The 22,846-nt window shown below is 70.5% G+C and carries 17 protein-coding genes; 8 read left to right on the forward strand and 9 right to left on the reverse strand.

Annotated elements, in window-relative coordinates; all coding sequences use genetic code 11:
- The first annotated feature begins 149 nt into the window (after window positions 1–149).
- The 4 genes from SYV04_RS17300 to SYV04_RS17315 all read left to right on the forward strand — a co-directional run bounded on the left by SYV04_RS17300 (window position 150) and on the right by SYV04_RS17315 (window position 4,422).
- A complete protein-coding gene (locus tag SYV04_RS17300) occupies window positions 150–1,376 on the forward strand; it encodes a tetratricopeptide repeat protein (RefSeq protein WP_321546903.1) in 1,227 nt (408 codons plus the stop codon).
- Window positions 1,373–2,512: a HupE/UreJ family protein gene (locus SYV04_RS17305; protein ID WP_321546904.1), complete on the forward strand. Its 1,140-nt coding sequence runs from the start codon at window positions 1,373–1,375 to the stop codon at window positions 2,510–2,512. The genes SYV04_RS17300 and SYV04_RS17305 overlap by 4 nt, the downstream gene beginning before the upstream one ends.
- Window positions 2,513–2,591: 79 nt before the next feature.
- Entirely contained in the window at window positions 2,592–4,124 is a 1,533-nt protein-coding gene (locus SYV04_RS17310) for a DUF4331 domain-containing protein (protein WP_321546905.1), read from the forward strand.
- 4 nt (window positions 4,125–4,128) lie between these two features.
- Entirely contained in the window at window positions 4,129–4,422 is a 294-nt protein-coding gene (locus tag SYV04_RS17315) for a hypothetical protein (RefSeq protein WP_321546906.1), read from the forward strand.
- A gap of 63 nt (window positions 4,423–4,485) precedes the next feature.
- On the opposite strand, the gene SYV04_RS17320 is transcribed toward SYV04_RS17315, so the two are convergent.
- Window positions 4,486–7,548, reverse strand: coding sequence for an ATP-binding protein (locus SYV04_RS17320; protein WP_321546907.1), 3,063 nt, complete (start codon window positions 7,546–7,548; stop codon window positions 4,486–4,488).
- 277 nt (window positions 7,549–7,825) lie between these two features.
- On the opposite strand from SYV04_RS17320, the gene SYV04_RS17325 reads away from it, so the two are divergent.
- The gene (locus SYV04_RS17325; RefSeq protein WP_321546908.1) at window positions 7,826–8,668 is read left to right on the forward strand and encodes a hypothetical protein; all 843 of its coding nucleotides are present in this window, start codon (window positions 7,826–7,828) and stop codon (window positions 8,666–8,668) included.
- Between the two features lie 6 nt (window positions 8,669–8,674).
- Here the strand turns inward: SYV04_RS17325 and rnr are convergent, their stop codons facing one another.
- Both rnr and SYV04_RS17335 read right to left on the reverse strand, forming a co-directional pair.
- Window positions 8,675–11,560 carry a ribonuclease R gene (gene rnr, locus SYV04_RS17330; protein WP_321546909.1) on the reverse strand — a complete coding sequence of 962 codons (2,886 nt, stop codon included), beginning with the start codon at window positions 11,558–11,560 and terminating at the stop codon, window positions 8,675–8,677.
- Window positions 11,561–11,672: 112 nt separating this feature from the next.
- Window positions 11,673–13,118 carry a protease inhibitor I42 family protein gene (locus SYV04_RS17335; RefSeq protein WP_321546910.1) on the reverse strand — a complete coding sequence of 482 codons (1,446 nt, stop codon included), beginning with the start codon at window positions 13,116–13,118 and terminating at the stop codon, window positions 11,673–11,675.
- 162 nt (window positions 13,119–13,280) lie between these two features.
- On the opposite strand from SYV04_RS17335, the gene SYV04_RS17340 reads away from it, so the two are divergent.
- The 3 genes from SYV04_RS17340 to SYV04_RS17350 all read left to right on the forward strand — a co-directional run bounded on the left by SYV04_RS17340 (window position 13,281) and on the right by SYV04_RS17350 (window position 16,220).
- Entirely contained in the window at window positions 13,281–14,516 is a 1,236-nt protein-coding gene (locus SYV04_RS17340) for a molybdopterin molybdotransferase MoeA (protein WP_321546911.1), read from the forward strand.
- A 110-nt stretch (window positions 14,517–14,626) separates the two neighbouring features.
- Window positions 14,627–15,298 carry a GTP cyclohydrolase II gene (gene ribA, locus SYV04_RS17345; RefSeq protein WP_321546912.1) on the forward strand — a complete coding sequence of 224 codons (672 nt, stop codon included), beginning with the start codon at window positions 14,627–14,629 and terminating at the stop codon, window positions 15,296–15,298.
- Window positions 15,255–16,220, forward strand: a complete 966-nt coding sequence (locus SYV04_RS17350) for an MBL fold metallo-hydrolase (RefSeq protein WP_321546913.1) — start codon at window positions 15,255–15,257, stop codon at window positions 16,218–16,220. Before ribA ends, SYV04_RS17350 begins: the two co-directional genes overlap by 44 nt.
- A gap of 12 nt (window positions 16,221–16,232) precedes the next feature.
- Here the strand turns inward: SYV04_RS17350 and SYV04_RS17355 are convergent, their stop codons facing one another.
- From SYV04_RS17355 to SYV04_RS17380, 6 genes are read right to left on the reverse strand one after another with little or no spacing between them, the layout of a single operon-like run.
- Window positions 16,233–17,273 (reverse strand): ABC transporter substrate-binding protein, encoded by a 1,041-nt coding sequence (locus SYV04_RS17355; protein WP_321546914.1) that lies wholly within the window; start codon window positions 17,271–17,273, stop codon window positions 16,233–16,235.
- A complete protein-coding gene (locus tag SYV04_RS17360) occupies window positions 17,270–18,037 on the reverse strand; it encodes an SDR family NAD(P)-dependent oxidoreductase (protein ID WP_321546915.1) in 768 nt (255 codons plus the stop codon). The genes SYV04_RS17355 and SYV04_RS17360 overlap by 4 nt, the downstream gene beginning before the upstream one ends.
- A 42-nt stretch (window positions 18,038–18,079) precedes the next feature.
- Window positions 18,080–18,790, reverse strand: coding sequence for an SDR family oxidoreductase (locus tag SYV04_RS17365; RefSeq protein ID WP_321546916.1), 711 nt, complete (start codon window positions 18,788–18,790; stop codon window positions 18,080–18,082).
- A gap of 31 nt (window positions 18,791–18,821) precedes the next feature.
- Window positions 18,822–19,904 carry a lipoyl(octanoyl) transferase LipB gene (gene lipB / locus SYV04_RS17370; protein ID WP_321546917.1) on the reverse strand — a complete coding sequence of 361 codons (1,083 nt, stop codon included), beginning with the start codon at window positions 19,902–19,904 and terminating at the stop codon, window positions 18,822–18,824.
- On the reverse strand, window positions 19,901–21,526 hold the full coding sequence (locus SYV04_RS17375; RefSeq protein WP_321546918.1) for a ClpX C4-type zinc finger protein: 1,626 nt from the start codon (window positions 21,524–21,526) through the stop codon (window positions 19,901–19,903). Before SYV04_RS17375 ends, lipB begins: the two co-directional genes overlap by 4 nt.
- Window positions 21,527–21,540: 14 nt before the next feature.
- Complete coding sequence (locus SYV04_RS17380) at window positions 21,541–22,821, reverse strand: dihydrolipoamide acetyltransferase family protein (RefSeq protein ID WP_321546919.1); 1,281 nt, start codon at window positions 22,819–22,821, stop codon at window positions 21,541–21,543.
- Window positions 22,822–22,846: the final 25 nt, after the last annotated feature.

The following is a 22,846-nucleotide window of genomic DNA, read 5'->3' on the forward strand; positions in this document are numbered from 1 at the left end:
AGCAAGGCCACCATCGCCCAGGAGACAGGGCACGGAGAAAGGGGCGCGAGGCTCTGGACGGAGGCGTCCCTTCGGGGGGTAGGAGTGTCGAGTAGCCGGGTTGCGGGCAGTAGAAATCCGGAAGAAGCCCGCTCCCGTATAGGGCGTGAATGTCGCCCGAGACCTGGCTGCCGTGGCGCGCCGCGCTGTCACTCCTCTTCCTGACGGCCGTCCTGGGCGGCGGGTGCAGCAATGCCCCCGCGAGTGAGCGCCTGCCCTACACCCCCGCCTCGGATGAGACCGTGCTCGAGCAGGTGCCGGCCACCGCCCTCGACGAGCGCGCACGAGAGCGGGCCGCCCTCCGTCGGCAACTGACCACCCGCCCGGAGCAGCTCGAGCAGGCCCTGCGGCTGGCGCGCCTGGACATCGAGGAGGGACGCGCCCGGGGGGATCCCCGCTACCTGGGCCGGGCCCAGGCGGCGCTCGCGCCATGGTGGGACGCGCCTCAGCCGCCTCACGAGGTGCTCCTGCTGCGGGCCACCATCCGTCAGGGCCGCCACGAGTTCGAGGCCGCGCTGGCCGATCTGGAGCTCGCCGTGCGCGAGCAGCCCGAAGACGCCCAGGCCTGGCTCACCCGCGCGGTGGTGCTGGGGGTGCGTGGCGAGCACGCCGAGGCGGCCCGCAGCTGTGCGCCGCTGACCCGCCTCGCCGGAGCGCTCGTCTCGGCCGTGTGCCAGGCCCAGGTACACAGCCTCGCGGGCCGCTCGCGCCAGGCCCACACCCTGCTCTCGGAGGCCCTGGCGAGCGCGAGCCGGGAGGGAGCGTCCCTGGAGCAGCAAGCCTGGGCGATCTCCACGCTGGCCGAGGCGGCCGCGCGCGCGGGGGACGCACCTCGGGCCGAGCACCTCTTCTCCCGGGCGATGGCCCTGGATCCGCGCGACGCCTATACCCGGGCGGCCTGGGCGGATCTGTTGATCGATCTCGGCCGGCCGCGCGAGGCCGCCGAGCTGGTGCGTGAGCACGGCGCCGATGACGCCATGCTGCTGCGCCGCGTGCTGGCCGAGAAGGCGCTCGACTCGCCCCAGGCCCCCGCGCTCGTGGCGGAGCTGGCCTCGCGCTATGCCGCGAGCCGGCTGCGCGGTGACGCGGTGCATGCCCGCGAGGAGGCCCGCTTCGCGCTCCACATCGAGAAGGACTTCCCCCGAGCCCTGGCGCTCGCCGAAGCCAACTGGCGGGTGCAGCGCGAGCCCTGGGACACGCGCCTGCTGCTCGAAGCAGCGCTCGCGGCCGGCAAGCCCGCGGCGGCCCAGCCCGCCCTGAGCTTCCTGGAGGCCAGCGGGTGTGAGGATCCGGGCCTCGCCGCGCTCGCCCAGAAGATTCGGAAGGCCGCCCCATGAGACAGCTCCCTGCCCGCCCCCTTCTGCTGGTGCTGCTCCTGGCGCCCCTGGCGGCGCTCGCCCACAAGCCGAGCGACAGCTACCTCTCCCTGGAGCGCTCGGCGGAGGGCTTCACGGGCCGCTGGGACATCGCGCTCCGCGACCTGGACGAGGTGCTGAGCCTCGACGCGGACGGCAACGGGGCCCTCACCTGGAGAGAGGTGCGCGCGCGCCAGCCGGACATCGCCGCCCATGCGCTCGGGCGGCTGTCACTGGCGGCGGATGGAGCGGCCTGCGCGAGCCAACCCGACGGGGAGCTGCGGGTGGTGGGGCACTCGGACGGCACCTACGCGGTCCTCGGCTTCACCGTGCGCTGCCCTGCCCCGCCCTCGGAGCTGGGGTTGGACTACACGCTCCTGTTCGATCGCGATCCTCAGCATCGCGGCATCGTCCGCGTGAGCAGCGGAGAGGTGGGCGAGCCACTCATCCTCTCCGCCACGAGCCGCACCGCGCGCGTGTCCCTCGCGGGCCTCTCCCCCTGGCGCCGCTTCGGGGAGATGGTGGCCTCGGGGATGCACCACATCTGGGAGGGCGTGGACCACCTGCTCTTCCTCTTCGCCCTGCTCCTACCCTCGGTGCTGCGCCGGGACGAGAACGGCAAGTGGGCGCCCGTGTCGCGCTTCGGCCCCGCGCTGCTGGATGTCATCCGCGTGGTCTCCGCCTTCACCCTGGCCCACTCGCTCACGCTGAGCGCCGCCTCGCTCGGGCTGGTGGCGCTGCCCTCGCGGCTGGTCGAGTCGGCCATCGCCGCCAGCGTCATCTTCGCCGCGCTCAACAACGTCTTCCCCTTCGTGCGGGGTGGGCGCTGGGTGGCGGCCTTCGCGCTGGGGCTGCTGCACGGCTTCGGCTTCGCCTCCGTGCTGGCCGACTTGGGGCTTCCTGCGGGCAGCCTCGCCGCCACGCTGCTGGGCTTCAACCTGGGGGTGGAGCTGGGGCAACTGGCGTGCGTGGTGGCCTTCCTGCCGCTGGCGTTCCTCCTGCGAGGCTCGCTGCTCTACCGCCGCGCCCTGCTCATCGGCGGCTCGGTGGCCATCGCGCTCGTGGCCTGCGTGTGGCTCGCCGAGCGCGCGCTGGACCTGAAGCTCCCGCTGGCGTGAACGCGTGTACATCCAAATCGGGTCGGCATCCGTAGAGAGCCTCTTCGTCACCCCAACCGCAGCCCCTTGGAGGAAGAGGATGAGAGTCAGACACCTTGCGAGCGCGCTCACGCTCGCAGCCGCACTGGGCGCCGCTCCCGCGGCCGACGCATCGAGTCATCGAGAGGCGCCCTTCATCAGCAAGATGCCGAAGGTCGACGCCACCGACTTCTACATGTTCCGCAGCTACGAGCCGGGGCGCGAGGCGTACGTGACGCTGATCGCCAACTACCTCCCGCTCCAGGATGCGTACGGCGGCCCCAACTACTTCGTGCTGGATCCCGACGCGCTCTATGAGATCCACATCGACAACAATGGGGATGCGGTAGAGGACCTCACGTTCCAGTTCCGCTTCACCAACGCCCTGAACGGCCAGAACAGCATCTCGCTGCCCATCGGCCCCGCGAGCAACCAGCGCACGGTGTCGGTGCCCTTCTTCAACGTGGGCAAGGTCACCGCGACCGACCGCAGCGCGCTCAACGTGCAGGAGAGCTACACCGTCAAGCTCGTCCGGGGCACCCGGCGCGCGGGCACCGCGGCGGACGTGACGAACGCGAGCGGCAACGCCGCCACGTTCGTCAAGCCGGTGGACTACATCGGCACGAAGACGTTCGGCACCGCCACGGAGTACGAGGCCTACGCGCGCGCGCACCTTTACGAGGTGACCGTCCCCGGCTGCACCGGCACCTCGAAGCTGTTCGTGGGCCAGCGCCGCGAGCCCTTCGCGGTGAACCTGGGCCCGGTGTTCGACCTGGTGAACGCGCCTCCCAGCGTCATCACCGACGCGGGCGCCCGCGACGCGGTGCCCAACCCGCTGGAGAACAAGAACATCACCACGATCGCGCTCGAGGTCCCCATCGCCTGCCTCAAGGCGGGCACCCATGACGTGATCGGCGGATGGACGACGGCCAGCGTGCGTCAGGCGCGCGCGCTCAACCCAACGGCCTCCTACGACAAGCCCTCGCGGACTGGCGGCGCGTGGACGCAGGTCAGCCGCCTGGGCATGCCCCTGGTGAACGAGGTGGTGATCGGCATCAAGGACAAGGATCGCTTCAACGCGAGCGAGCCCAAGAACGACGGCCAGTTCGCCGACTACGTCACCCACCCCACGCTGCCGGCGGTGCTGGAGCTCCTCTTCGGCAGCGCGGGCGTCCGGGCGCCCACCGTCTTCCCGCGCGCGGACCTGGTGGCGGCCTTCCTCACGGGCGTGCCGAACGTCAACGCCAACGGCTCCCCCGCCGCGGAGATGCAGCGGCTCAACACCGCGCTGCCGGCGACGCCCCGGGCCACCCAGAACAACCTGGGCGCCGCCGCGTGCTTCGTCAACGGACAGCTCACGCTCACCAACCCCGGGTGCGATCCCGCGGGCTTCCCCAACGGCCGCCGGCCGGGCGATGACGTGGTGGACGTGGCGCTGCGCGTGGCCATGGGCTACCTGCTCGCGACCGACGAGCAGGCTCCGGCCCGCAACGTGCCGTTCCACGACGCGGTGCTCCAGGACGCCTCGCAGTTCGACAACGCCTTCCCCTACCTGAAGACGCCGAAGGCGGGCGCCAACGGCGATGGGACGTGATGCCATGCACAGGCTTCGCTCACTGACCTGCCTGCTGGCGTTGGGAGCCGCGCTCACCTACCTGGGGTGCAGCGACGACTCGCTGCCGCCCGTGGGGCCGATGCCGACGCCGGACGCGGGGACGGATGGCGGCACGAACCCGACGCCCGACGCGGGCACCGAAGTCACGGATCTGGTCAAGGATCTGATCCTCAACCAGACGAACGACACGGCGCTGCCCACGACGCTCGACGACAAGAACCTCAAGGACACGCAGCCACCGCCGGCGGAGGCCTTCCCGCCGTCGTTCTTCCAGTAGCCCGGCACCGCGCCAGGCTTCAGGACTCGGGGGCTCTGGCCTGCGCCAGGGCCCCTGAGGGCCTCATGTCTCGGGGCTCGACTCGAGCTCCAGCAGCCTGACCCAGCCGCGCAGATCGGACGAGGCCCCTTCGGGAGGAACGTTGCGCGCCCGCTCCAAGCGGCGGTGTACGCCTTCCCTACTCCGCCCCGCATCGGCGCTGCCCGAGGGCCCGTTCTGGGACTCGGCCAGCTCCACCGTGGCGTAGAGCAACTCCGCCAGCTCGCGCAGCACCGGATCCGTCTGGATCTCGGACGTGCCGCCCAGCGCGGCGAACCCGCGACGCGCCTCCTGCATGGCCCCCTGGAGGGCCTGCACCGCCGCGAGGTGGAGCGAGAAGCGCAGCGCGTGCCAGCGCGACACGTGGGCCAGGGTGGAGGTGGCGTGCGTCAGGTGCATGCGGGCGATCTCCGTGGCGCCCGAGGCGAGGAAGGCCCGCCCCAGCTCCCCTCGCGCGCAGCCCTCGACGATTCGCTGGCCGAGCTGCCGCCCCAGCTCCACCGTCGCCTCCAGGTGCTCGCAGGCCTCCATGGGGCGATCGGCGTCGAGCAGGAAGCAGCCCAGGTTGAGCCGGGCGATCGCATAGCCCGAGCGGTTGCCCGTCCCCAGCGCCTTGGCGATGGCCTCTTCCAGGAACTCCACCGCCTCCGAGGTGCCTCCGGCCTCGCCGATGGCGAGGGCCAGGTTGTTGAGGAACAGCACCTCGAAGGTCCTGTCGCCGACCACCCGGAACAGCTCCAGCGCGGCGTGCAGGTGGGGCACGGCGCCGGCGGGGCCTCCGCGCACCTGCTCGGTGATGCCCAGGTTGCCCAGGGCGTAGGCCTCCAGCCAGCGATCCCGTCCCGAGGGCAGGTGCTGCGCCTGCTGCACGAGCTCCCAGGCCGCGGCCACATTCCCCTCGTGCCGGGCGACGATGGAGAGATCGACGAGGATGCGCTTCTGCCGAGCCACCTCTCCCAGCGCTTGGAAGGAGGTGCGCGCCAGCTCCAGATCCCTCCGCGCGGCGGCGAGCTCGCCCGTCTCCAAGTGGGCTCGGCCCCGCACCGCGAGCGCCTCGGCCCGCGGCAGGGAGCTCTCCGAGAGCGTGGCCGCCTGCTCCAGGGCCCGATCCAGGCGGGGCAGCGTGATGCCCACCGGTCCGCGCGAGGCGATGTCCGGCTCGAGCACCACCAGCGCCTCCAGCGCGCGCAGCACGGACTCGGGCGTCGGAGGCCACGCCGCGAGCGCATGGTCACACACGGCCAGCAGGTTCTCGCGCTCCAGGGACAGGCGGCGCAGCGCCTCGGCGTCGCCCCGGCGCGCCGTCTCGTGGAGCTCCCGGCCCAGGGCCAGGTAGTAATCCGCGTGCCGCGCCACCAGCGCCGGGCCGCTGCCCGTCTCCGCCAGCCGCGCCGAGGCGTACTCGCGGATGCTCTCGTACATGCCCAGGCGAAGCTCGCCGGGCAGCCCCTCGGGCGCGTCCGCCCGCAGCAGCGACTTGGAGCGCAGCGCCTGGACGATCTCCAGCACGTCCACGCCGCCTGGGGGCAGCGCGAGCACCGCCTCGGCGGACTCCAGGGAGAAGCCGCCCCGGAACACCGAGCACTGCGCCAGCACCGCCTGCTCGATCATGTCCAGCAGGTTCCAGGACCAGTCGATGGCGCCGCGCAGCGTCGCCTGGCGCGACATCGCGTCGCGCTGCCCACCGCGCAGCAGATCGAAGCGCCGCGACAGCCGCTCGCGAATCTGCGACACCCCGAGCAGGGCGGTGCGCGCCGCCGCCAGCTCGATGGCCAGGGCGATGCCATCCAGCCGCCGGACGATGTCGGCCACCAGGGGGGCCTCCGTCTCCGACAACTCGAAGCTCCCACGCGCCGCGCGGGCCCGGCGGACGAACAGGCGCACCGCCTCCGAGCGGGCGATCGCCTCCACCCCGCTGTCCGCCTCGCTCGGCAGCCCCAGCGGGGCCAGATCCAGGATGCGCTCCCCGGCGAGGCGCAGCGACTCCTGGGACGTGATGAGGAAGCGCACCTGCGGCGCCATCACCATCCAGCGTCGGAGCGCGGCCGGGATGTGCTGTGTGAGGTGCTCCAGGTTGTCGAGGATGATCAGCGCCTGCCCGCGGCCGCTCAGCGCGCTGCCCAGCACCCCCACCAGCTCGGTCGCCCCGCCGCTGCTGAGGTGTACCCCGAGCGCCTGGCTCACGACGTGGCAGATGTCCTCCACCGTCGCCGCCTCGGTGAGATCGCACCACCAGACGCCACCATCCCACTGGCGCGTGCCCATCTGCAGGCTGCCGAAGTAGGCGGCCAGCCGCGTCTTGCCCATGCCGCCCGGGCCCAGGATGGTGATGAGCCGGGCACCCTCCCCCAGCCACAGCCGCAGCGTGTTCAGCTCCTCCTCGCGGCCGATGATGTCTCCCGGATCCTCGGGCAGGTTGCCCCGGCGCTCCTCGCGCACGCGCAGCGTCTCGAAGCGCCGGTCCGCCAGCGCCACGGGCAGCACCTCCAGCAGCGGCACGGGCTCGGCGATGCCCTTGAGGCGGAAGCTGCCCAGCACGCGCACCACGGGCCGGTCCAGGCGATCCAGCAGGCCGGCCACCTGCGCCCACGCGGCCCCGCTCACGAGCACCTGGCCGCCATGGCCCGCCTCGGCCACGCGGGAGGCGACGTTCACCATCCGACCGATGTAGTCCACCTGCCCGGTGCGCGCGTTGAGGCGCCGCTCGGGCTCGCCCACGTGGATGCCCATGCGCACCCGGAGGCCCCGGTGCAACACCCCCCGGGGGCCGCGCACGGGTGCCGCCTCGGGCTCGGCGAGGATCTCCTCCGGCCAGGGCGCCTCCAGCAGCATCTGCTGCACGTTGAGGCACCAGCGCATGGCCTCCAGCGCGGTGGGAAAGGCCACCATGAAGGAGTCGCCCTGCGTCTTCACCTCATAGCCCGAGCTGGAGGCCAGCAAGGTGCGGAGGATCCGATCGTGGAGCTCCAGCGCCACGCGCATGCCCTCGCTGCAATGCTCCCACAGCCGGGTCGAGCCCTCGATGTCCGTGAAGACGAGGGCCACCGTCCCGGACGGGGCTTCCAGAGGCATGGCGAGTGCGTTCATGGGCCAGCTTCAGTGACGCCTCAACGGTGCCGCAAGGCTCCCAAGAAGAGAGCCATCCCCCACGCCGAGGCATCCCCAGATATCGAGAACTGGACGAATGATCGGTGGGCTGTTGGCCAGCGCACGTCCAACTCGTTCGGAACCGGAACTCAGAGCGCCTTGGAAAGTTGCAGCAGCTCACTCCTTGGCACTCTGGCCCTGGAAAGGGACCCCCATGACAAACGCGACGAAGAGGCCGGTCGGAAGCGCCTGTACGGAAGCGCGAGTGAATGCCAGGGTGCTGTGTGCAGCTGTGCTCCTGCTGGTTGGGGCGCCAGGCTGCGGCCCGGAGGAGTTCCCCAAGGAGTCGGAGGAAGGCGCGCTGGAGAGCCAGAGCCAGGAGCTGGTCTCTGACAATGGGTTCACCCTCAACGGGCTGTCAGCCAATGGGCTGTCGGCCAACGGGCTCTCCTTCAATGGGCTCTCCTTCAACGGGCTGTCAGCCAACGGACTGGCGAGCGCCGAGTTCGCGAGCTGGTTCGCGCAGGACCCCATCCTCTCCACCATGGTGATGACGTACCTGGTCCGCTGCGCGGTTCCCGCGGGCCAGAGCCGCTCCTATACCGATGCCGAAACGGGCCAGAGCTATAGCTGGAACGGAGCGCTGGGCCTCACGCCCGGCTGGAGCAACGGCCAGCCCGCGAGCTTTGCCGAGCAACAGGTCCTCACCGCCTGTCTGCTGGCCCATGTGAACCAGGCGGGCGCGAACCTCAACATCTCCGTCCTTGGACGGAGCGCGGTGGGCCAGCCCATCCCCTTCACCCCCCACGAGCTGCTGAGCTATCCGGTCCAGGAGGCCTGCTTCTTCGGCAACCTCTTCACCCAGCAGGGCCTCTTCTTCGGCGTGGATCGGCTGCCCCTCAATGGCGCCATCCACACCCGGGCCTGCACCGTCTCGGGAGGCTCGGATTCGAGCTGCGCGCCGATCGAGTACGCCGGCTCGTGCTGGCAACACTGCCAGGCGGACCTGCTGGCGGGGCCCTCCTACAAGACCTGCACCTATAATGGTGTGACGTACCGGGCCCTCAGCACGCGGATGCGCAGGCAAGACTTCAAGCTGCTGGCGAGCGCGCTCGAGTAGCGGACGTTAGCGCCCGCGACGACCCGGCTTGAACTTGCCCTTGCCCCGGGGCTTGGGCCCGCCGCCCTTCCCCGGAGCGCCCTTGCGCTTGCCCGCGGGGGCGGCCTTGAGCGCCTTCTTCCGCTCTGGCGCCGGCCGGCGCGAAGGCCGCTTCTCCCCGGCCTCTTCAGACGGCCGCTCGTGCGAGAACGCCGGCGCGGGACGCTCTCCGCCCTGCCGCAGGCTGCGCGCGGCCAGGGCCCGGAGCCGATCGAACCCCGGAGGCGGTGTCGGCGGGGGCGCATCCGCCATGAAGGCCGCCAACGGATCTCCCTCCGGAGGCGGAGGCTCGGGGCGCCAGGGCTTCCGCGTGTCCTCGGCCTCCCGAGGGGACGGGGACTCCTCCGCCGGACGCACGAGGAAGCGCCGGCGACCGCGGCCCCCCTCGGACGCGGGGGCTTGCTCCCTGGGAGGGGCACGCCGGGACTCCTCGTAGCGCTCCGTGGGGCGCTCGGCCTTCCAGCGCTTGCGCTCGGCCTTGCTCGGCGCCGCCTCCTCGCGCTGCCCCGCGCGAACGAACCGCCCCCGGCGAGGCTCCTCGAACCGAGGCGCCTCTTGCCGCGCCTGGGGCCGCACCACGCCAAACCGCGGCGCCTCGTCGAAGCGGGCGGAAGGCTGCCACTCCTCGCGCGGCCCACGGCGCTGGGGCCGCTCGCGGCGCGTCACCGGCTTGCCGTCGATCTCCAGCGCCTCGAAGTCCATCTGCCGCCGCTCGGGGTTCACGGACACCAGCCGCACCCGGCACCGCTGCCCCACGCGGATGCGCCGCCCGTCCGGGAACACCAGCGCGTGCAGCAGCTTGTCCAGCCGCCCGCCGAAGCCGATCGACTCGGTCTTGATGAGCCCCTCCACGTGCTCGACCTCCAGCTCCGCGAAGAAGCCGAAGTCGGTGATGGAGGAGACGGTGGCGTCGAACTCCTCGCCCACCCGGTCCTGCATCAGCAGCGTGGCGTAGAAGGAGACCACCTCGCGCTCCACCTGCATGGCGGCGCGCTCGCGCTCGGAGCTCTGCTCGGCCATGTCCTCGAGCTGGGACTCCTCGCGATCCAGCGCCGCCTGGGAGCGCTTCTTGCCCTTGCGCAGCCAGTGGGCCTTGAGCAGCCGGTGGACCAGCAGGTCCGGGTAGCGGCGGATGGGTGAGGTGAAGTGCAGGTAGTGCTCGGCGGCCAGGCCGTAGTGCCCCACGCGCGAGGCCGAGTACACCGCCTGCATCATCGAGCGCAGCAACAGCTGGTTGAGCGCGCGCTGCTCCGGGTGGCCCTCGAGCTGGGAGATGAAGGCATCCAGCTCCTTGGAGGTGACGCCGTCGTCGAAGCGCAGCTTGAAGCCGTACGCCTGGGCCAGCGCGGCGAAGGCGGCCAGCTTCTGCTCGTCCGGCTCGCCGTGGAAGCGGTAGACGGAAGGCAGGCCCTCGTCCTGGAAGAACTTGGCCACGGCCTCGTTGGCCGCGAGCATGCACTCCTCGATGAGGCGGTGGCTCTCCTTGCGCTCGCGCTTCTCCATGCGCTCGGGCATGCCATCCTCGCCCACCACCACCTTGTGCTCGGGCAGGTCGAAGTCGATGGCGCCGCGCTCCTTGCGCATCTTTCGCAGCGCGCGGGAGACGGCCAGCAGCCGCTCGAACAGCGGGCGCAGCGCGTTGCGGTGGGGCACGTCCTTGCCATCCAGGACGTCCTGCACCTCGTTGTAGGTACACCGGGCCACGCTGCGCATGACGCCCGGGTACAGCTCATAGGAGCGAAGCTGGGCGCGCGCGTCGAACACCATGTCGGCGACCATGCACAGCCGATCCTCCTCGGGGCGCAGCGAGCAGATGCCGTTGCTCAGCCGCTCCGGGAGCATGGGCAGCACGCGGTCCGGCAGGTACACCGAGGTGGCGCGGCGCAGCGCCTCCGCGTTGAGCGGGCTGCCCTCGCGCACGTAGTGCGTCACATCCGCGATGGCCACCACCAGGCGCCAGCCATTTCCGTGGGGCTCGGCGTACACGGCGTCGTCGAAGTCGCGCGCGTCCTCGCCGTCGATGGTGATGAGCGGCAGGGTGCGCAAGTCCTTCCGCGCCTCGCCGCGCGCCTCCTCCTCGGAGACCGCCGCGCCCACCGCGTCCGCCTCGTCCATCACCTCGGGCGGGAACTCGTCGTTGAAGCCCTTCCCGTAGGCGATGGAGAGCACCTCCACGCTCGGGTCTCCCGGTCGTCCCAGCGAGCCAGCCACCTCGCCGAAGAGCCCCTGGCCCGGGTCCAGCATCCGCGCGCCCACGCCCAGGCGCACCTTCACCATGTCCCCATCCCGCGCCATCTGCGTGCGCGGTACCCGGATGGGCCCTTGCAGGCTCGTATCGCTCGGCACCACCTGCGCGTGCCGCCCGCCCTGCTCCTGGTACTCGCCCACCACCAGCTCGCGCCGGCGCTGCACCACGGTGACCAGCCGGCCCTCGAGCCGGCCCGGCCGGCCCGCGACCTCCACCACCACGCGATCCTGGTCCAGGGCGCGCGCGGCCTCCGCCGGCGGCAGGAAGACATCGTCCCCCTCGCCCGAGAGCGGGCGGACGAAGCCGAAGCCGTCCCGGTGAACGGAGAGGATGCCCTCCACCTGGTTGCGCTCCGGGCGGGTAGGCAGGGGCTCCTTGCGACCCTTGCGACCCTTCGGCTCGGCGGGCGCGGGGCGCCGCTCCTCGAGCCGGAAGCGCTTGCCCTCCTTGAGGATCTCCCCGCCGCGCACCAGATCGCGAAGGGCGCGCTTGAGGGCGGTCTGCTGCCCGGGGTGAAGACCGGCGAGCCTGAGGAGTTCCTTCACTCCCAGGGGGTGATCGGCATCGGAGAGGATCTGCTTCAGCTGTTCAGGCGAAGGATTCACAAGGACTCGTAGCGTGGACCTGTCCGCTACGAGAACGGGTAGGCCCTGTCTCGCTGGAGGGGAACCCCCCAGCGAGCGGTTGACTCCTGGCCTGCCCCAGCGGGAGCGGGCTTCAGGGCTTGACCGTCACGTTGATCTTGAACGAGCGCTCCACCACGCCCGGCGTGAAGGCCTTGGCGAGGAAGAACTCCATCTCGCTGGCCCCGGGGCTGCGCGGGGTGAAGAAGAACTCGCGGGTGGCCGTGCCGCCCTCACCCGTACCCGGCTCGAAGCGCGCCTCGCGCAGACCCACGCGCTTGGCCATCGTCGGCTCGACGGCCCAGGTGTAACCGGGCTGCTCCTGCAGGCGCACCGTGAGGCCGTTGTTGAGCTTCACGTCCACCGAGGTGGGCACCTCGCCCTCCACGTGGACGATCTCCATGTCCTCGCGGGACACGCGCGCCTCGACCGGCCGCGGCTCGAAGTTCTCCACGCTCACCCGACCGCCCCACCCGGAGGCCTTCTCCACCACGCCCGTCACCTGGAGCAGCTGCCCCACGTTGCGGCGCATGCCCTTGGTGCCCTTGCCCTCGAGGATGAAGGACACCTGCTGCCGGGTACCGGCGTTGGAGACCACGAGCACGAAGTCCTCGCCCGTCATCTCCAGGTTGCCGCGCAGCGAGGCGAAGCCCTTGATGCCCGCGCCCATTCCGGCGCTCACCACCATGGACACCTCGCCGGGCGACAGGAAGCGCAGCTTGGCCTCCGTCTCGACCGGAGCGACGACAGGAACCTCGGCCTCTGGCTTCTTGGCGGAGTACTTCCGGACATCCACCGTGCCGCCGTAGTTCGTCGTCTTGCGGATCAGCCCGCTGACGGAGACCTTGTGGTCCACGTACGCGGGCAGCACTTCCTGATCCGGGCCCATCAGCAGGAACGTCAGCTCGCGCTTGTCGCGGCCCACGACGATCAGCTGCGGCAGGCCCTCTTGGACGACCAGGCGGCCCTTGAGGCTGCCCTCGCCGAAGACGCCCCGGCCCTCGCCGGCGGTGAGCAGTTGCTCCATCTCACGCTTGGTGAGCGGATCTCCCGGAGGAGGCAGCTTCGTGGCGCGCGGCCGCTGGCGCTCGGGCGGCGGCGCGACCGGAGCGGCCGCGGCCTTGGCGCCCTTGCCCCCGGCCTTCCCCTTGGGAGCGGCCTCGGCCTTCTCGCCCTTCTCAGCCTTCTCGGGCTTGGTGGCTTCGGCCTTCTCGGCCTTCTCGGCCTTCTCAGCCTTCTCGCCCTTCTCAGCCTTCTCGGGCTTGGTGGCCTCGGCCTTCTCAGCCTTCTCGCCCTTCTCGGCCTTGGCTGCCTTGCCCTTGGCAGGGGCCTTGGCGGCGGGAGCCTTGGCGGCGGGAGTCTTGGCGGCGGGAGCCTTGGCGCCCTTGCCTCCAGTGACCTTCTCCTTCACGGCCTTCGCCACCTTCGTCGCCACTTTCGCCACCCGCTTGCTCGCGTTCTTGAGAAGTTCCAGCCGCGCTGCCTTGTCCTTCTTGGCTGCGGAGGTCGCCTTCTTGGCCCCGGACTTGGGCTTGGCCATCGACGCTGTCTCCCTAGGGTTTCCCGTGTGATTTCAACGGGTTGGCGGGTCGCCTCCCCGACTTGAGGCGTGTCACGCGATCAACGGAGCTTGTAACGGTGATCAGCGGGACTGTCAAACAAAGTCTTGAATTTCCTAGAGACTTCGATCTCAGTGCCCCCCATGAGCATTGGATCCGATCTGTTGCCGGTGGAGGACGCGCGTGCGCGCGCGCTCGCCCTCGCCTCTCCCCTACCCGCCGAGTGGGCCCGCCTCGAGGAGGCCCTGGGCCGGGCGCTCGCGGCGGATGTCCGCGCCCAGCGGACGCTGCCCCCGTGGGACAACTCCGCCATGGACGGCTACGCGGTGCGTAGCGCGGACCTTACCGGGCAACTGCCCGCGCGGCTCACCATTCTGGAGACGATCCACGCTGGCGGCACGCCCCGCCACGAGCTGCGTCCTGGCACCTGCGCCCGGATCATGACCGGCGCGCCGCTACCGGCGGGGGCGGATGCGGTGGTGATGCAGGAGCGCACGAAGCCCGGAGCCCCAGGCGAGACGCCACCCACCGTGGAGATCCTCGAGGCCGTCGCGGCGGGCGCCTTCGTCCGCCCCCGAGGAGAGGATGCCCGGGCCGGAGAGCCCCTGCTCGTCCAGGGTACGCCGCTGGGCATTCCGGAGGTGGGGTTGCTGACCGGCCAGGGGATGTCCCTGGTGCCCGTGCCTCGCCGCCCCCGGGTGGCGATCCTCTCCACCGGAGACGAGCTGTGCCGGGCGGATGAGCCCCCCGAGGGCCGCATCGTCGACACCAATGGCCCGGCGCTGGCGCTGGCCGTCTCTCGCGCGGGCGGCCTGCCCACCGTGCTGGGCATCGCCCGGGACACGCTGGAAGAGGTGTCCTCGCGCCTGGCGGCCGCGCAGGGCTTCGACGTGGTGCTCACCAGCGCGGGCGTCTCGGTGGGCGAGCGGGACTTCGTCAAGGCGGCCCTCGAGCAACAGGGCGTGGAGATGAACTTCTGGCGGGTGGCCATCAAGCCCGGCAAGCCCCTGGCCGTGGGCCGACGCGGTGCCACGCTGTACTTCGGGCTACCGGGCAACCCCACCTCTTCCCTGGTGACCTTCGAGCTGTTCGTCCGGCCCGTGCTCCGCCGCCTGCAGGGCCACACCGACGTGGAGCCCCCTCGCGTGCCCGGCCGCCTGGAGGGAGAGCTGCGCAAGCCACCTGGGCTGGCGCACTACATCCGTGTAGCGGCCTCCTGGCGGGAGGGCGAGCTCTGGGTTCGTCCGCTCGCCACGCAGACCTCCGGGGCTTTGCGCTCCGCGGCATCGGCCACTCACCTGCTGCACTTTCCCCGCTCCGCCAACAGTCTGACTCATGGGGCGCATGTGGAACTCTTGCCGGTCTCCTGGAGCGCCTGAAGAACATCGGGGGGATTGGCTCATCCAACCTGTTGGTTCCCGTGGGCCTCACTTGACTTGAACCCCAACGAACCCTGAAAAGGGCTCTCTCGACTGGAGAACGGTTCACCATGTCTGACACCCGTCCACCCCAGGTCCTCCCGGCCCGCAAGCCCACTCAGCACCTGGAGCGCTACTCCGAAGCGGACATTCCCACCGAGCGGGGCGTGCTGCGGACGGTCGTCTTCAAGGATCGCCGCAACGGGCGGGAGCACGTGGCGCTGGTGGTGGGCGAGGTGGCGGGCGTGGAGGGCGTGCCGGTCCGGGTTCACTCCGAGTGCCTGACCTCGGAAGTCTTCGGCAGCCTGAAGTGCGACTGCCGGGAGCAGCTGGATCGGGCCCTGGACTTCATCTCCCAGGGGGGATGTGGGGTCGTCCTCTACCTCCGCCAGGAAGGCCGAGGCATCGGCCTGGGCAACAAGATCAAGGCGTACGCCCTGCAGGCCAAGGGGTACGACACGTACGAATCCAACCGGCAATTGGGTTTCGCGGACGACCTTCGCAGCTATGATATCGCCGCGGAGATGCTCCGGTCGCTGGACGTGCGGTCGGTGGACCTCATAACGAACAACCCATTGAAGATCGCGGGGCTGGTGGAGGAAGGCATCCCCGTGCGGCGTCGAATCCCTTCCCGGACCGAGCACAATCCGCATAACGTCGGCTACCTGAAGACCAAGCGCGAGCGTACGGGGCACCTGATTGAGCTCTTCGCCGAGGAAGACACGGAAGCAAAAGCCGGCTGACAAGCCGCTGCGCGAGTACCGCGCGCGCGAGTCGGCACGCCGAGTCCAGGCCGCTGAGCGCGCCTCGAAGGACGGCGCCGGCAAGGTGCCGTTCCACGTGCGCTTCTGGGGCGTGCGTGGCTCGATTCCCTCTCCGGGACCGCACACGCGGATCTACGGCGGCAACACCCCGTGCGTGGAGATGCGCGTGGGGGACGAGCTGCTGGTGTTCGATCTGGGCACGGGCGCGCTGCCGCTGGGCGATAGCCTGCTGGCGTCGGGCAAGCCGGTGCAGGCCTCGGTGTTCCTGTCGCACTACCACTACGACCACCTGCAGGGCCTGCCGTTCTTCAAGCCGATCTTCGTGCCGCAGAACGGGTTCACCTTCTACGGCGCGCCTCGCAACGGGCAGTCGGTGAAGCAGATCCTCTCGGGGCAGATGACGCAGCCCTACTTCCCGGTGACGGCGGAAGGGGTGTTCCGGGCGCAGCTGAGCTACCACGACATCCAGCCGGGCTCGGTGTTGACGGTGGGTCCGGCGCGGGTGCGCACGGTGGAGCTGAACCACCCGGGCGGCAACCTGGGCTACCGGGTGGAGTGCGAGGGCCGCTCGGTGGTGTACGCGACGGACATCGAGCACAGCGACGAGGAGAACGCGCGCTTCTTCGAGTTCGCCAGGGGCGCCGACCTGCTCATCTACGACTCGATGTACACCGAGGATGAGTACTGCGGGCGGCACGGACCGCCGCGCACGGGCTGGGGACACTCGACGTTCCAGGCGGCGGTGCATGCGGCCAACGAGTGCCAGGCGAAGACGTTGGTGCTCTTCCACCATGATCCGGGGCGTGACGACGCGAGCATGAACCGGATGCTGCGTCAGGTGCGCAAGCACCGCCCCGAGGCCATCGCGGCCAAGGAAGACATGGTGCTCAAGCTGCCCTGAGCCCCGGGTGGCTCACGGGGCCTTGGCGGCGGGGGCGGCGCGGGTGAACTCCGGCAGCAGGTACTCGTCCACGGGCGGGGCCTTCTCCAGGAGGCCCAGGTCCACCAACTGCTGGCCCAGCGTCTCCCAGCGCTCACGGCTCTGGGTGCCCAGGCCCTTGGCCTTCGTCTCCTCGGTCTCGATGAGCGGCTTCTGCACCTCGGCCACGGCGGCGAAGGTCTCCGGATCCATGGTGGTGTTGAGCTTCGCCATCACGTCATTGGCCGGCTTGGGGTCGTCCAGATAGGCCCGCCAGCCCTCGCGCACGGCCTCGATGAAGGCGCGCACGCGCTCGGGCGACTTCTGCACCAGATCCTTCCGGGCAATCACCACCGTGGCGTAGGGGTTGAAACCCTCGTCCGCCAGCGCGAAGACGACAGGGTTGGCGCCCTCCTTCTTGGCCGCCAGCGGCTCGGAGGTAAGGAAGCACTGCTGGGCGAAGTCCTTGTCCGCCACGAAGCGGGCCACGCCCCCGTCGTAGGGCACCACCTTCACCTTGTCGAAGCCGTACTTCTTCTTCAGGAAGATCGCGAAGGCCGCCCCGGGCTCCAGGGACACCGTCCCGCTGGAGAACACCTCCGCCATCGAGGTGAGCCCCCGGGAGGCGTGGGCCATGATGGCGCGCGGAGTCTTCTGGTACACGGCGAACAGCGGCACCAGATCCAGCCCACGGGCGCGCGCCACCAGAAGCTGGTCCGCGCCGGTGACGGCGAACTCCACCTGGCCCATGGCCACCATCTGGTTGACCGGGGCGCCGGAGCCACCGCTGATGACCTCCACCTCCAGCCCATGCCGGGTGAAGGCCCCGCTCTCGCGCGCGGCGTAGAAGCCGCCGAACTCAGGCTCGGCCACCCAGTCCAGCGCCAGCTTCATCCGGACCGGCGCCGGCGCGGGGCTCGCGGCCGCGGCAGTCCCCTCCCCGGCCGCCGGGGGTGGAGCCTTGTCCTTGCTGCAGCCCAGCACGCTCAGCGCCGCCAGGCACCCCAGCACCCCAACCCAGCACAGCTTCCTCATGACCCCTCCAAATCGTCCGTGATGCCGACGTGCGCCGAGATGCCGCCGTCGATCGTATAGCTGGCGCCGTTGATATAGCCGCTGTGCGGACCGACGAGATGCTCGATGAGCGCGGCGACTTCATCCGGCTGCGCGGTCCGTTTCACCGGACTCTTGGCCATGACCCGCTTCATGTAATCGGCGATCGCGTCAGGCTGGACCCCGAGTGCGGTATCGACGTAGCCGGGACAGATGGCGTTGCACGTAATCCCATACGGGCCCCACTCGGCGGCGATCGTCTTCGTGTAGCCGATCATCCCGTGCTTGCTGGCCACGTAGGTCGACGAGTGCGCCGAACCGAGCAGGCCTTGGATGGACGCGACATTGACGATGCGGCCAAACCCCTGCTGCTTCATCTTGGGCAGCAGATCGCGCGTGAACAGGAACACGCTGCGCAGGTTCGTGCCGATGATCCAGTCCCACTCCTTGTCGCTGACTTCGTCGACGCGATGGAACGGGCCGCCGACGCCGGCGTTGTTGACCAGCACGAGCGGTGTCGTCCACCGCTGCTCCAGCGTCGCGATCACTCGCTCGACGTCTTCCCGCACGCTCACGTCGCCGCGCAGCGAGAGCGCACTGCCACCTTCGCGGGTAATGTCCGCGGCGACCTGCGCCGCTTCCTCCTCGCGAATGTCGACGACGCCGACGCGCATGCCGCCCGCGGCCAACCGTTTGGCGGTCGCCGCGCCGATGCCGCGGCCAGCCCCGGTAACGATGGCGGTCAACCCTCTCCTTGTCTCAGGCACGCTTCGCTTCCTCTCCGTGCGCTACAATACGCCCTTGGGCGGCAGCAGCTTCACTTCATCGATGCGCACGTGCAGCGGCCTGCGGGCGATATCCAGCACCGACTCAGCGATGTCCTCTGGCTGCAACATGTCACGCGGGTCGAACCCTTCGCGCCCTTCCCAGATGTCCGTGTACGCCGCCCCCGGGCTCACCAGCGACACGCGAATGCTGTGCGCCTTGCCCTCTTCATTCAAGATTTTGCAGAACCCGCGCACGCCGTACTTCGAAGCACCGTATGCGCCGTTCTCCACGATCGGGATGTAGCCCGACACCGAGGCAATCGTGATGATGCGGCCTCCGCCCTGGCGCTGCATGCGCCGGAACGCTTCCTTGGAGCAGAGGAACGTGCCGGTCAGATTCGTCCGCAGCATCGTGTCCCACTCCGCCAGCGTCGTCTCGACCACCGGCTTGAAGACGCCGACGCCCGCGTTGTTGACGAGCACGTCGAGCCGCCCGTAGGCCGCGTCGACTTGCGCGAACAGTTCCTTCACGCTCGCTTCGTCCGTGACATCGAGCCGAACGGCGCGCACTTCGCCAGCCGCGGCCACGAGCGACGGGTGCGGCGGCGGCGCCTGTCGCGACGTGACCCAGACGGCCGCGCCCTCTCGGGCCATGAAGTCCGCCATCGTCCTTCCAAGGCCACGCACGCCGCCCGTCACAACGACGACCTTGGAGCGCATCGATTCCGTCATGCTCCTGCCTCTCCTCTCCAGGGAGCTTTCGTCACTCCGAGATCGCCACCGCGCGCTTCACGGTTCCGCGCAGGCCCTGGAACGGCAACCGCTCCATCGCGGCGCGCGGCTCCAGCCACTCGTAGGCATCGTGCTCGGGCCCGAGTCGCACCTGCTGATCCTCCGGGCACCACGCGACGAAGCCCGTCTCCTCCGCCAACACCGGCGGCAGGCGCTCTCCCAGGGCGAAGGAGTGCCGGTAGCCCAGGGCTCGCATCGGGACACGAAGCCCAGTCTCCTCCTCCAGCTCACGGGCGGCGGCCTGCTCGGGAGACTCACCCGGCTCCACGCGCCCGGTGAGGGTCTGCCAGAAGCCACCGCGCTCGGGGGTGCGGCGCACCACCAGCACACGGGCCTCGGGCCCTCGTCCCCGCACCAGCGCGACGCTCACCGTGCGCATGGGCGCGGCGGGCTCCTGGCGCTCGCTCTCGAAGACAGCGCAGAAGTGACGGGCGAGGGCCTCCTGCACGTCCGACATGGAGACAGGGTGGCCCAGCTCGCGCTTCAGGGAAGTGACCCCCGCCTCGCGGATGCCGCACGGGACGATCAGCTCGAAGTGCGGCAGGTGCGTGTTGACGTTGAACGCGAAGCCGTGCGTCGTCAGCCAGCGAGAGATATGGATGCCGATGGCGGCGATCTTCCGTGCGTTGGGATCGCCCTCCTGCCCCAGCCAGACCCCCGGCCACTTGGGGATGGTGCCGGCGGAGAGCCCGTACTCGGCCAGCGTGCGGATGATGCAGGACTCCACGTCGCGCACGTAGCGGCGCACATCCTGGCGGTGCTTCGGGAGCAGGAAGATGGGGTAGCCCACCACCTGACCGGGGCCGTGGTAGGTGACATCTCCGCCGCGATTGGTCTCGAAGAGCTCGACGCCCTCGGAGGCGAGGCGCTCATCGCTGGCGAGGATGTTCTCCCGCTTCGCGCCCCGGCCCAGGGTGAGGACGGGCGGGTGCTCCAGCAGCAGCAGGGAGTCGCCGATGAGCCCCTGCTTCCGCGCATCCGCGAAGCGCTGCATGAGCGTCAGGCCGTCCGCGTACTCCACCTGCCCGAGCTGGTACACCGTCAGCGTGTTCACGGCGCTCCCTTCCGGCGTCCGCGCCGAGCCGGTGGCTTGCCTCCCGCATCATCCTGCGAGTCCGGACTTGCCCCCTGGAGGCTCCAAGAGCCCGCCAGCACCCGGGAGAGCAGCGCGCTCAGCTCATGCCCGAAGCGAGGCGAGCGTGCGGCCTCGGAGGCGAAAGCGGCGAGCACCTCGTCCGAGAGGGAAACCTCTGGCCCACGAAGGGCCAGCCGTCGCCGGGCGATCTCGATGAACTCGGCTTCGGTGGGCTCCCGTAGCGGGATGACGAGCTGGACCTGATCGAGCAGCGCCATCGGCACCGCGCCGCGAAGGAGCGGGAACACCGCGCTGGTGGTGAACACGGGCAGGCTGCCTGCGGCCCCCTGCAAGCGCAGGCTGGGAACGTTCGAGGTGCCCCGGGCGCTCATCACCACCGTGCGCTCCGGATGACGGGCGAGGAAGGCCCCCAGCCGCGCCTGCTCCTCGGGCGAGAGCCGGTCCACGTCCTCCACGAGCGCCACGGGGCCGCCACCGCCCTGCTCCAGCGCCTCGAGCGTCATCAACGCCCCGCGCTCCTGGCTCGCCAGCTCGTGCAGCCAGACCGTCTTCCCGCAGCCCTCGGGGCCCATCACCAGCAACCGGCGCGCTCCGGCCTGAAGCCCTCGCTCCAGCAGCGCGCGGGCCTCCGCCTGACCGACGAGTTCCAGCACCCGAGCGTCATCCTTGCGTCGCGCGGGCTGGGGGCGCGCGGCGGGGGCGGCCCCCTCCAGTCCGAGCAGCCCCTGGGACTCGCCCACACAGGCGGCACAGATGAAGGAGCCCGTCGGCCCCGCGACCAGCTCGCCCACCTCGGCGCGAGGGCGGCAGCAGAACGAGCACCACGCATCCAGCGACGGATCGGCCCGGGTCGGCCCTCGGTCGAAGAGGGACGGGTCGGCGCGCGAAGGCTCCCGCGCGGGCTCGGACTCGGAGGACATCATCTCCTCGGGGAACGGCTCCTCGGGGTCGGACAGAGACGTGAGGGTCTCCACCTCCGCCACGAGGGCCTTCATATCGGCCCCGACAAGGGCCTTCACCTCCAGCGACACGCTGGCGGGGTTCGGGGCTCCTGCGATGGGAGGCGTACCCACGGGGAGCGCCTCCGCCGCGTCGCCTGACCACTCGCGCAGGGCCTCCTCCTCCTCCGCCTCTTGCTGGGCCCACTTGAGCGCCCGCTCCCGGGCGGAGAGGAGATCCCTCGGCGCCCCTCGCCTGGCCGCCGAAGGCTCCTCGACGAGCCACCGCTGCACCTCGTCCTGGGCACCCTTCCCTGCCTCGTGTACCCCCGCCTCGCGCAAAGCCTCCTCGATGAGCCGCTGGCGCTCGGCCAGCTCCTCGGGGGAAGGCTTCAGCTCCAGCACCCGCTCCCCATCCTCGGAGGTCTCGGGCGCCTCTTCGGCCTGGCGGATCTCCTCGGAGAGCTCCTCACTGCTGGGATCCAACCCCTTCGCATGGCGCAGGAGGTGGAGCGCGCGGGCCGGGTTACCGGAGCTCCGGTAGAGCTCCGCCGCCTGACGCAGCTCGGCGATGGCGCTGGCCTTGTCCCCTCTCAGCTCCGCCGCCTGGGCCGCACGGATGTGGTCGCGAGGATTGGCCATGCGCGCATCAGGGGTCAGGCCATCGCCAGGAAGAGCATGTCCGGGTGCTCGAGGTACTTGATGACCTCGTACACGAACTCGGCGGCCACCGCGCCGTCGATGACGCGGTGATCGCAGGACAGCGAGAGGTTCATCATCTCGCGAATGACGATCTCATCGTCCTTCACCGCGGGGCGCTTGCGCAGCCGATGCACGCCCATGATGCCCACCTCGGGGTGGTTGATGATCGGCGTGGCGAACAGGCCACCGCTCTGCCCGAGCGAAGTGATGGTGAAGGTGCCGCCCGTCAGCTCCTCCATCTTCAGCTTGCGCTCGCGAGCCGCCGTGCCCAGACGGGCAATCTCCTGCGCCAGGTCCCGCAGCGTGAGCCGGTCCGCGTTGCGAACCACCGCCACGGTGAGGCCGTCCGGCGTCTGCGCGGCGATGCCGATGTTGTAATCGCCCCGGACCACCAACTCCTGCGCGGACTCGTCGAAGTTGGCGTTGAGGTGCGGGTACTTCTTCAGCGCGGCGATGACCGCCTTCACGATGAAGGGCAGGTACGTCAGCTTCGTGTCGTCGCCCGTCGCCTGGAGCTGCGCGTTGAGGCGCTTGCGCAGCGCCACCAGGTCCGTGCCGTCCACCTCCTCCACGAAGGCGAAGTGCGGCATGGTGAACTTCGAGCGCACCATCTTCTCGGCGATCTTCTTACGCAGGCCGCGCAGGGGAATGCGCTCGTCGCCCTGCCCCGAAGCCACGGGCGGCGCCGAGGGCCGGGCCGCGGCCGGAGCCTGGGCCGCCGGGGCGACGACGTTGCCGGAGGACTTGCCCTCCAGCGCCGCCATCACGTCGGCCTTCGTCACCCGGCCCTGGGAGCCGGAGCCAGAGATCTCCGCGAGGTTCAGCCCGTGCTCACGCGCCATGCGGCGGGTGAGCGGCGTGGCCAGCACCTTGGAGGCGGGAGTCGCGCCATTGCCCACCGGGGCCGCCACCTGCGCGGCCTGAGGCTGCGCGGCGGCCGGAGCGCCATGGCTCGCGGGAGCGCCGTGGCCCGCGGCCTGAGCAGGCGCCGCGCCCTCCACCTCCAGCGTCACCATGAGCTGATGCACCTTGGCCATCTCGCCCTCCTTGCCGTGCGTCTTGAGGACGCGGCCGGCCTTCGGGCTGGGCACGGTGACGGTGGCCTTGTCGGTCATCACCTCGGCGAGCACCTGGTCCTCCTTGACCAGATCGCCCTCCTTCACGTGCCATTTGACGAGCTCGCCCTCCATGACGCCTTCGCCGAGATCGGGGAGCTTGAATTCAAAGAGAGCCATGGGGAGTGGGTCCGTCCTGCCTGTG

Source organism: Hyalangium ruber, assembly GCF_034259325.1.
GTDB lineage: Bacteria > Myxococcota > Myxococcia > Myxococcales > Myxococcaceae > Hyalangium_A > Hyalangium_A rubrum.

Coding starts and splice junctions, on each gene's coding strand:
- SYV04_RS17300 (WP_321546903.1), top strand. CDS start 150: ATGTCGCCCGAGACCTGGCTGCCGTGGCGCGCCGCGCTGTCACTCCTC.
- SYV04_RS17305 (WP_321546904.1), top strand. CDS start 1,373: ATGAGACAGCTCCCTGCCCGCCCCCTTCTGCTGGTGCTGCTCCTGGCG.
- SYV04_RS17310 (WP_321546905.1), top strand. CDS start 2,592: ATGAGAGTCAGACACCTTGCGAGCGCGCTCACGCTCGCAGCCGCACTG.
- SYV04_RS17315 (WP_321546906.1), top strand. CDS start 4,129: ATGCACAGGCTTCGCTCACTGACCTGCCTGCTGGCGTTGGGAGCCGCG.
- SYV04_RS17320 (WP_321546907.1), bottom strand. CDS start 7,548: ATGAACGCACTCGCCATGCCTCTGGAAGCCCCGTCCGGGACGGTGGCC.
- SYV04_RS17335 (WP_321546910.1), bottom strand. CDS start 13,118: ATGGCCAAGCCCAAGTCCGGGGCCAAGAAGGCGACCTCCGCAGCCAAG.
- SYV04_RS17340 (WP_321546911.1), top strand. CDS start 13,281: ATGAGCATTGGATCCGATCTGTTGCCGGTGGAGGACGCGCGTGCGCGC.
- ribA (WP_321546912.1), top strand. CDS start 14,627: ATGTCTGACACCCGTCCACCCCAGGTCCTCCCGGCCCGCAAGCCCACT.
- SYV04_RS17355 (WP_321546914.1), bottom strand. CDS start 17,273: ATGAGGAAGCTGTGCTGGGTTGGGGTGCTGGGGTGCCTGGCGGCGCTG.
- SYV04_RS17365 (WP_321546916.1), bottom strand. CDS start 18,790: ATGACGGAATCGATGCGCTCCAAGGTCGTCGTTGTGACGGGCGGCGTG.
- SYV04_RS17375 (WP_321546918.1), bottom strand. CDS start 21,526: ATGGCCAATCCTCGCGACCACATCCGTGCGGCCCAGGCGGCGGAGCTG.
- SYV04_RS17380 (WP_321546919.1), bottom strand. CDS start 22,821: ATGGCTCTCTTTGAATTCAAGCTCCCCGATCTCGGCGAAGGCGTCATG.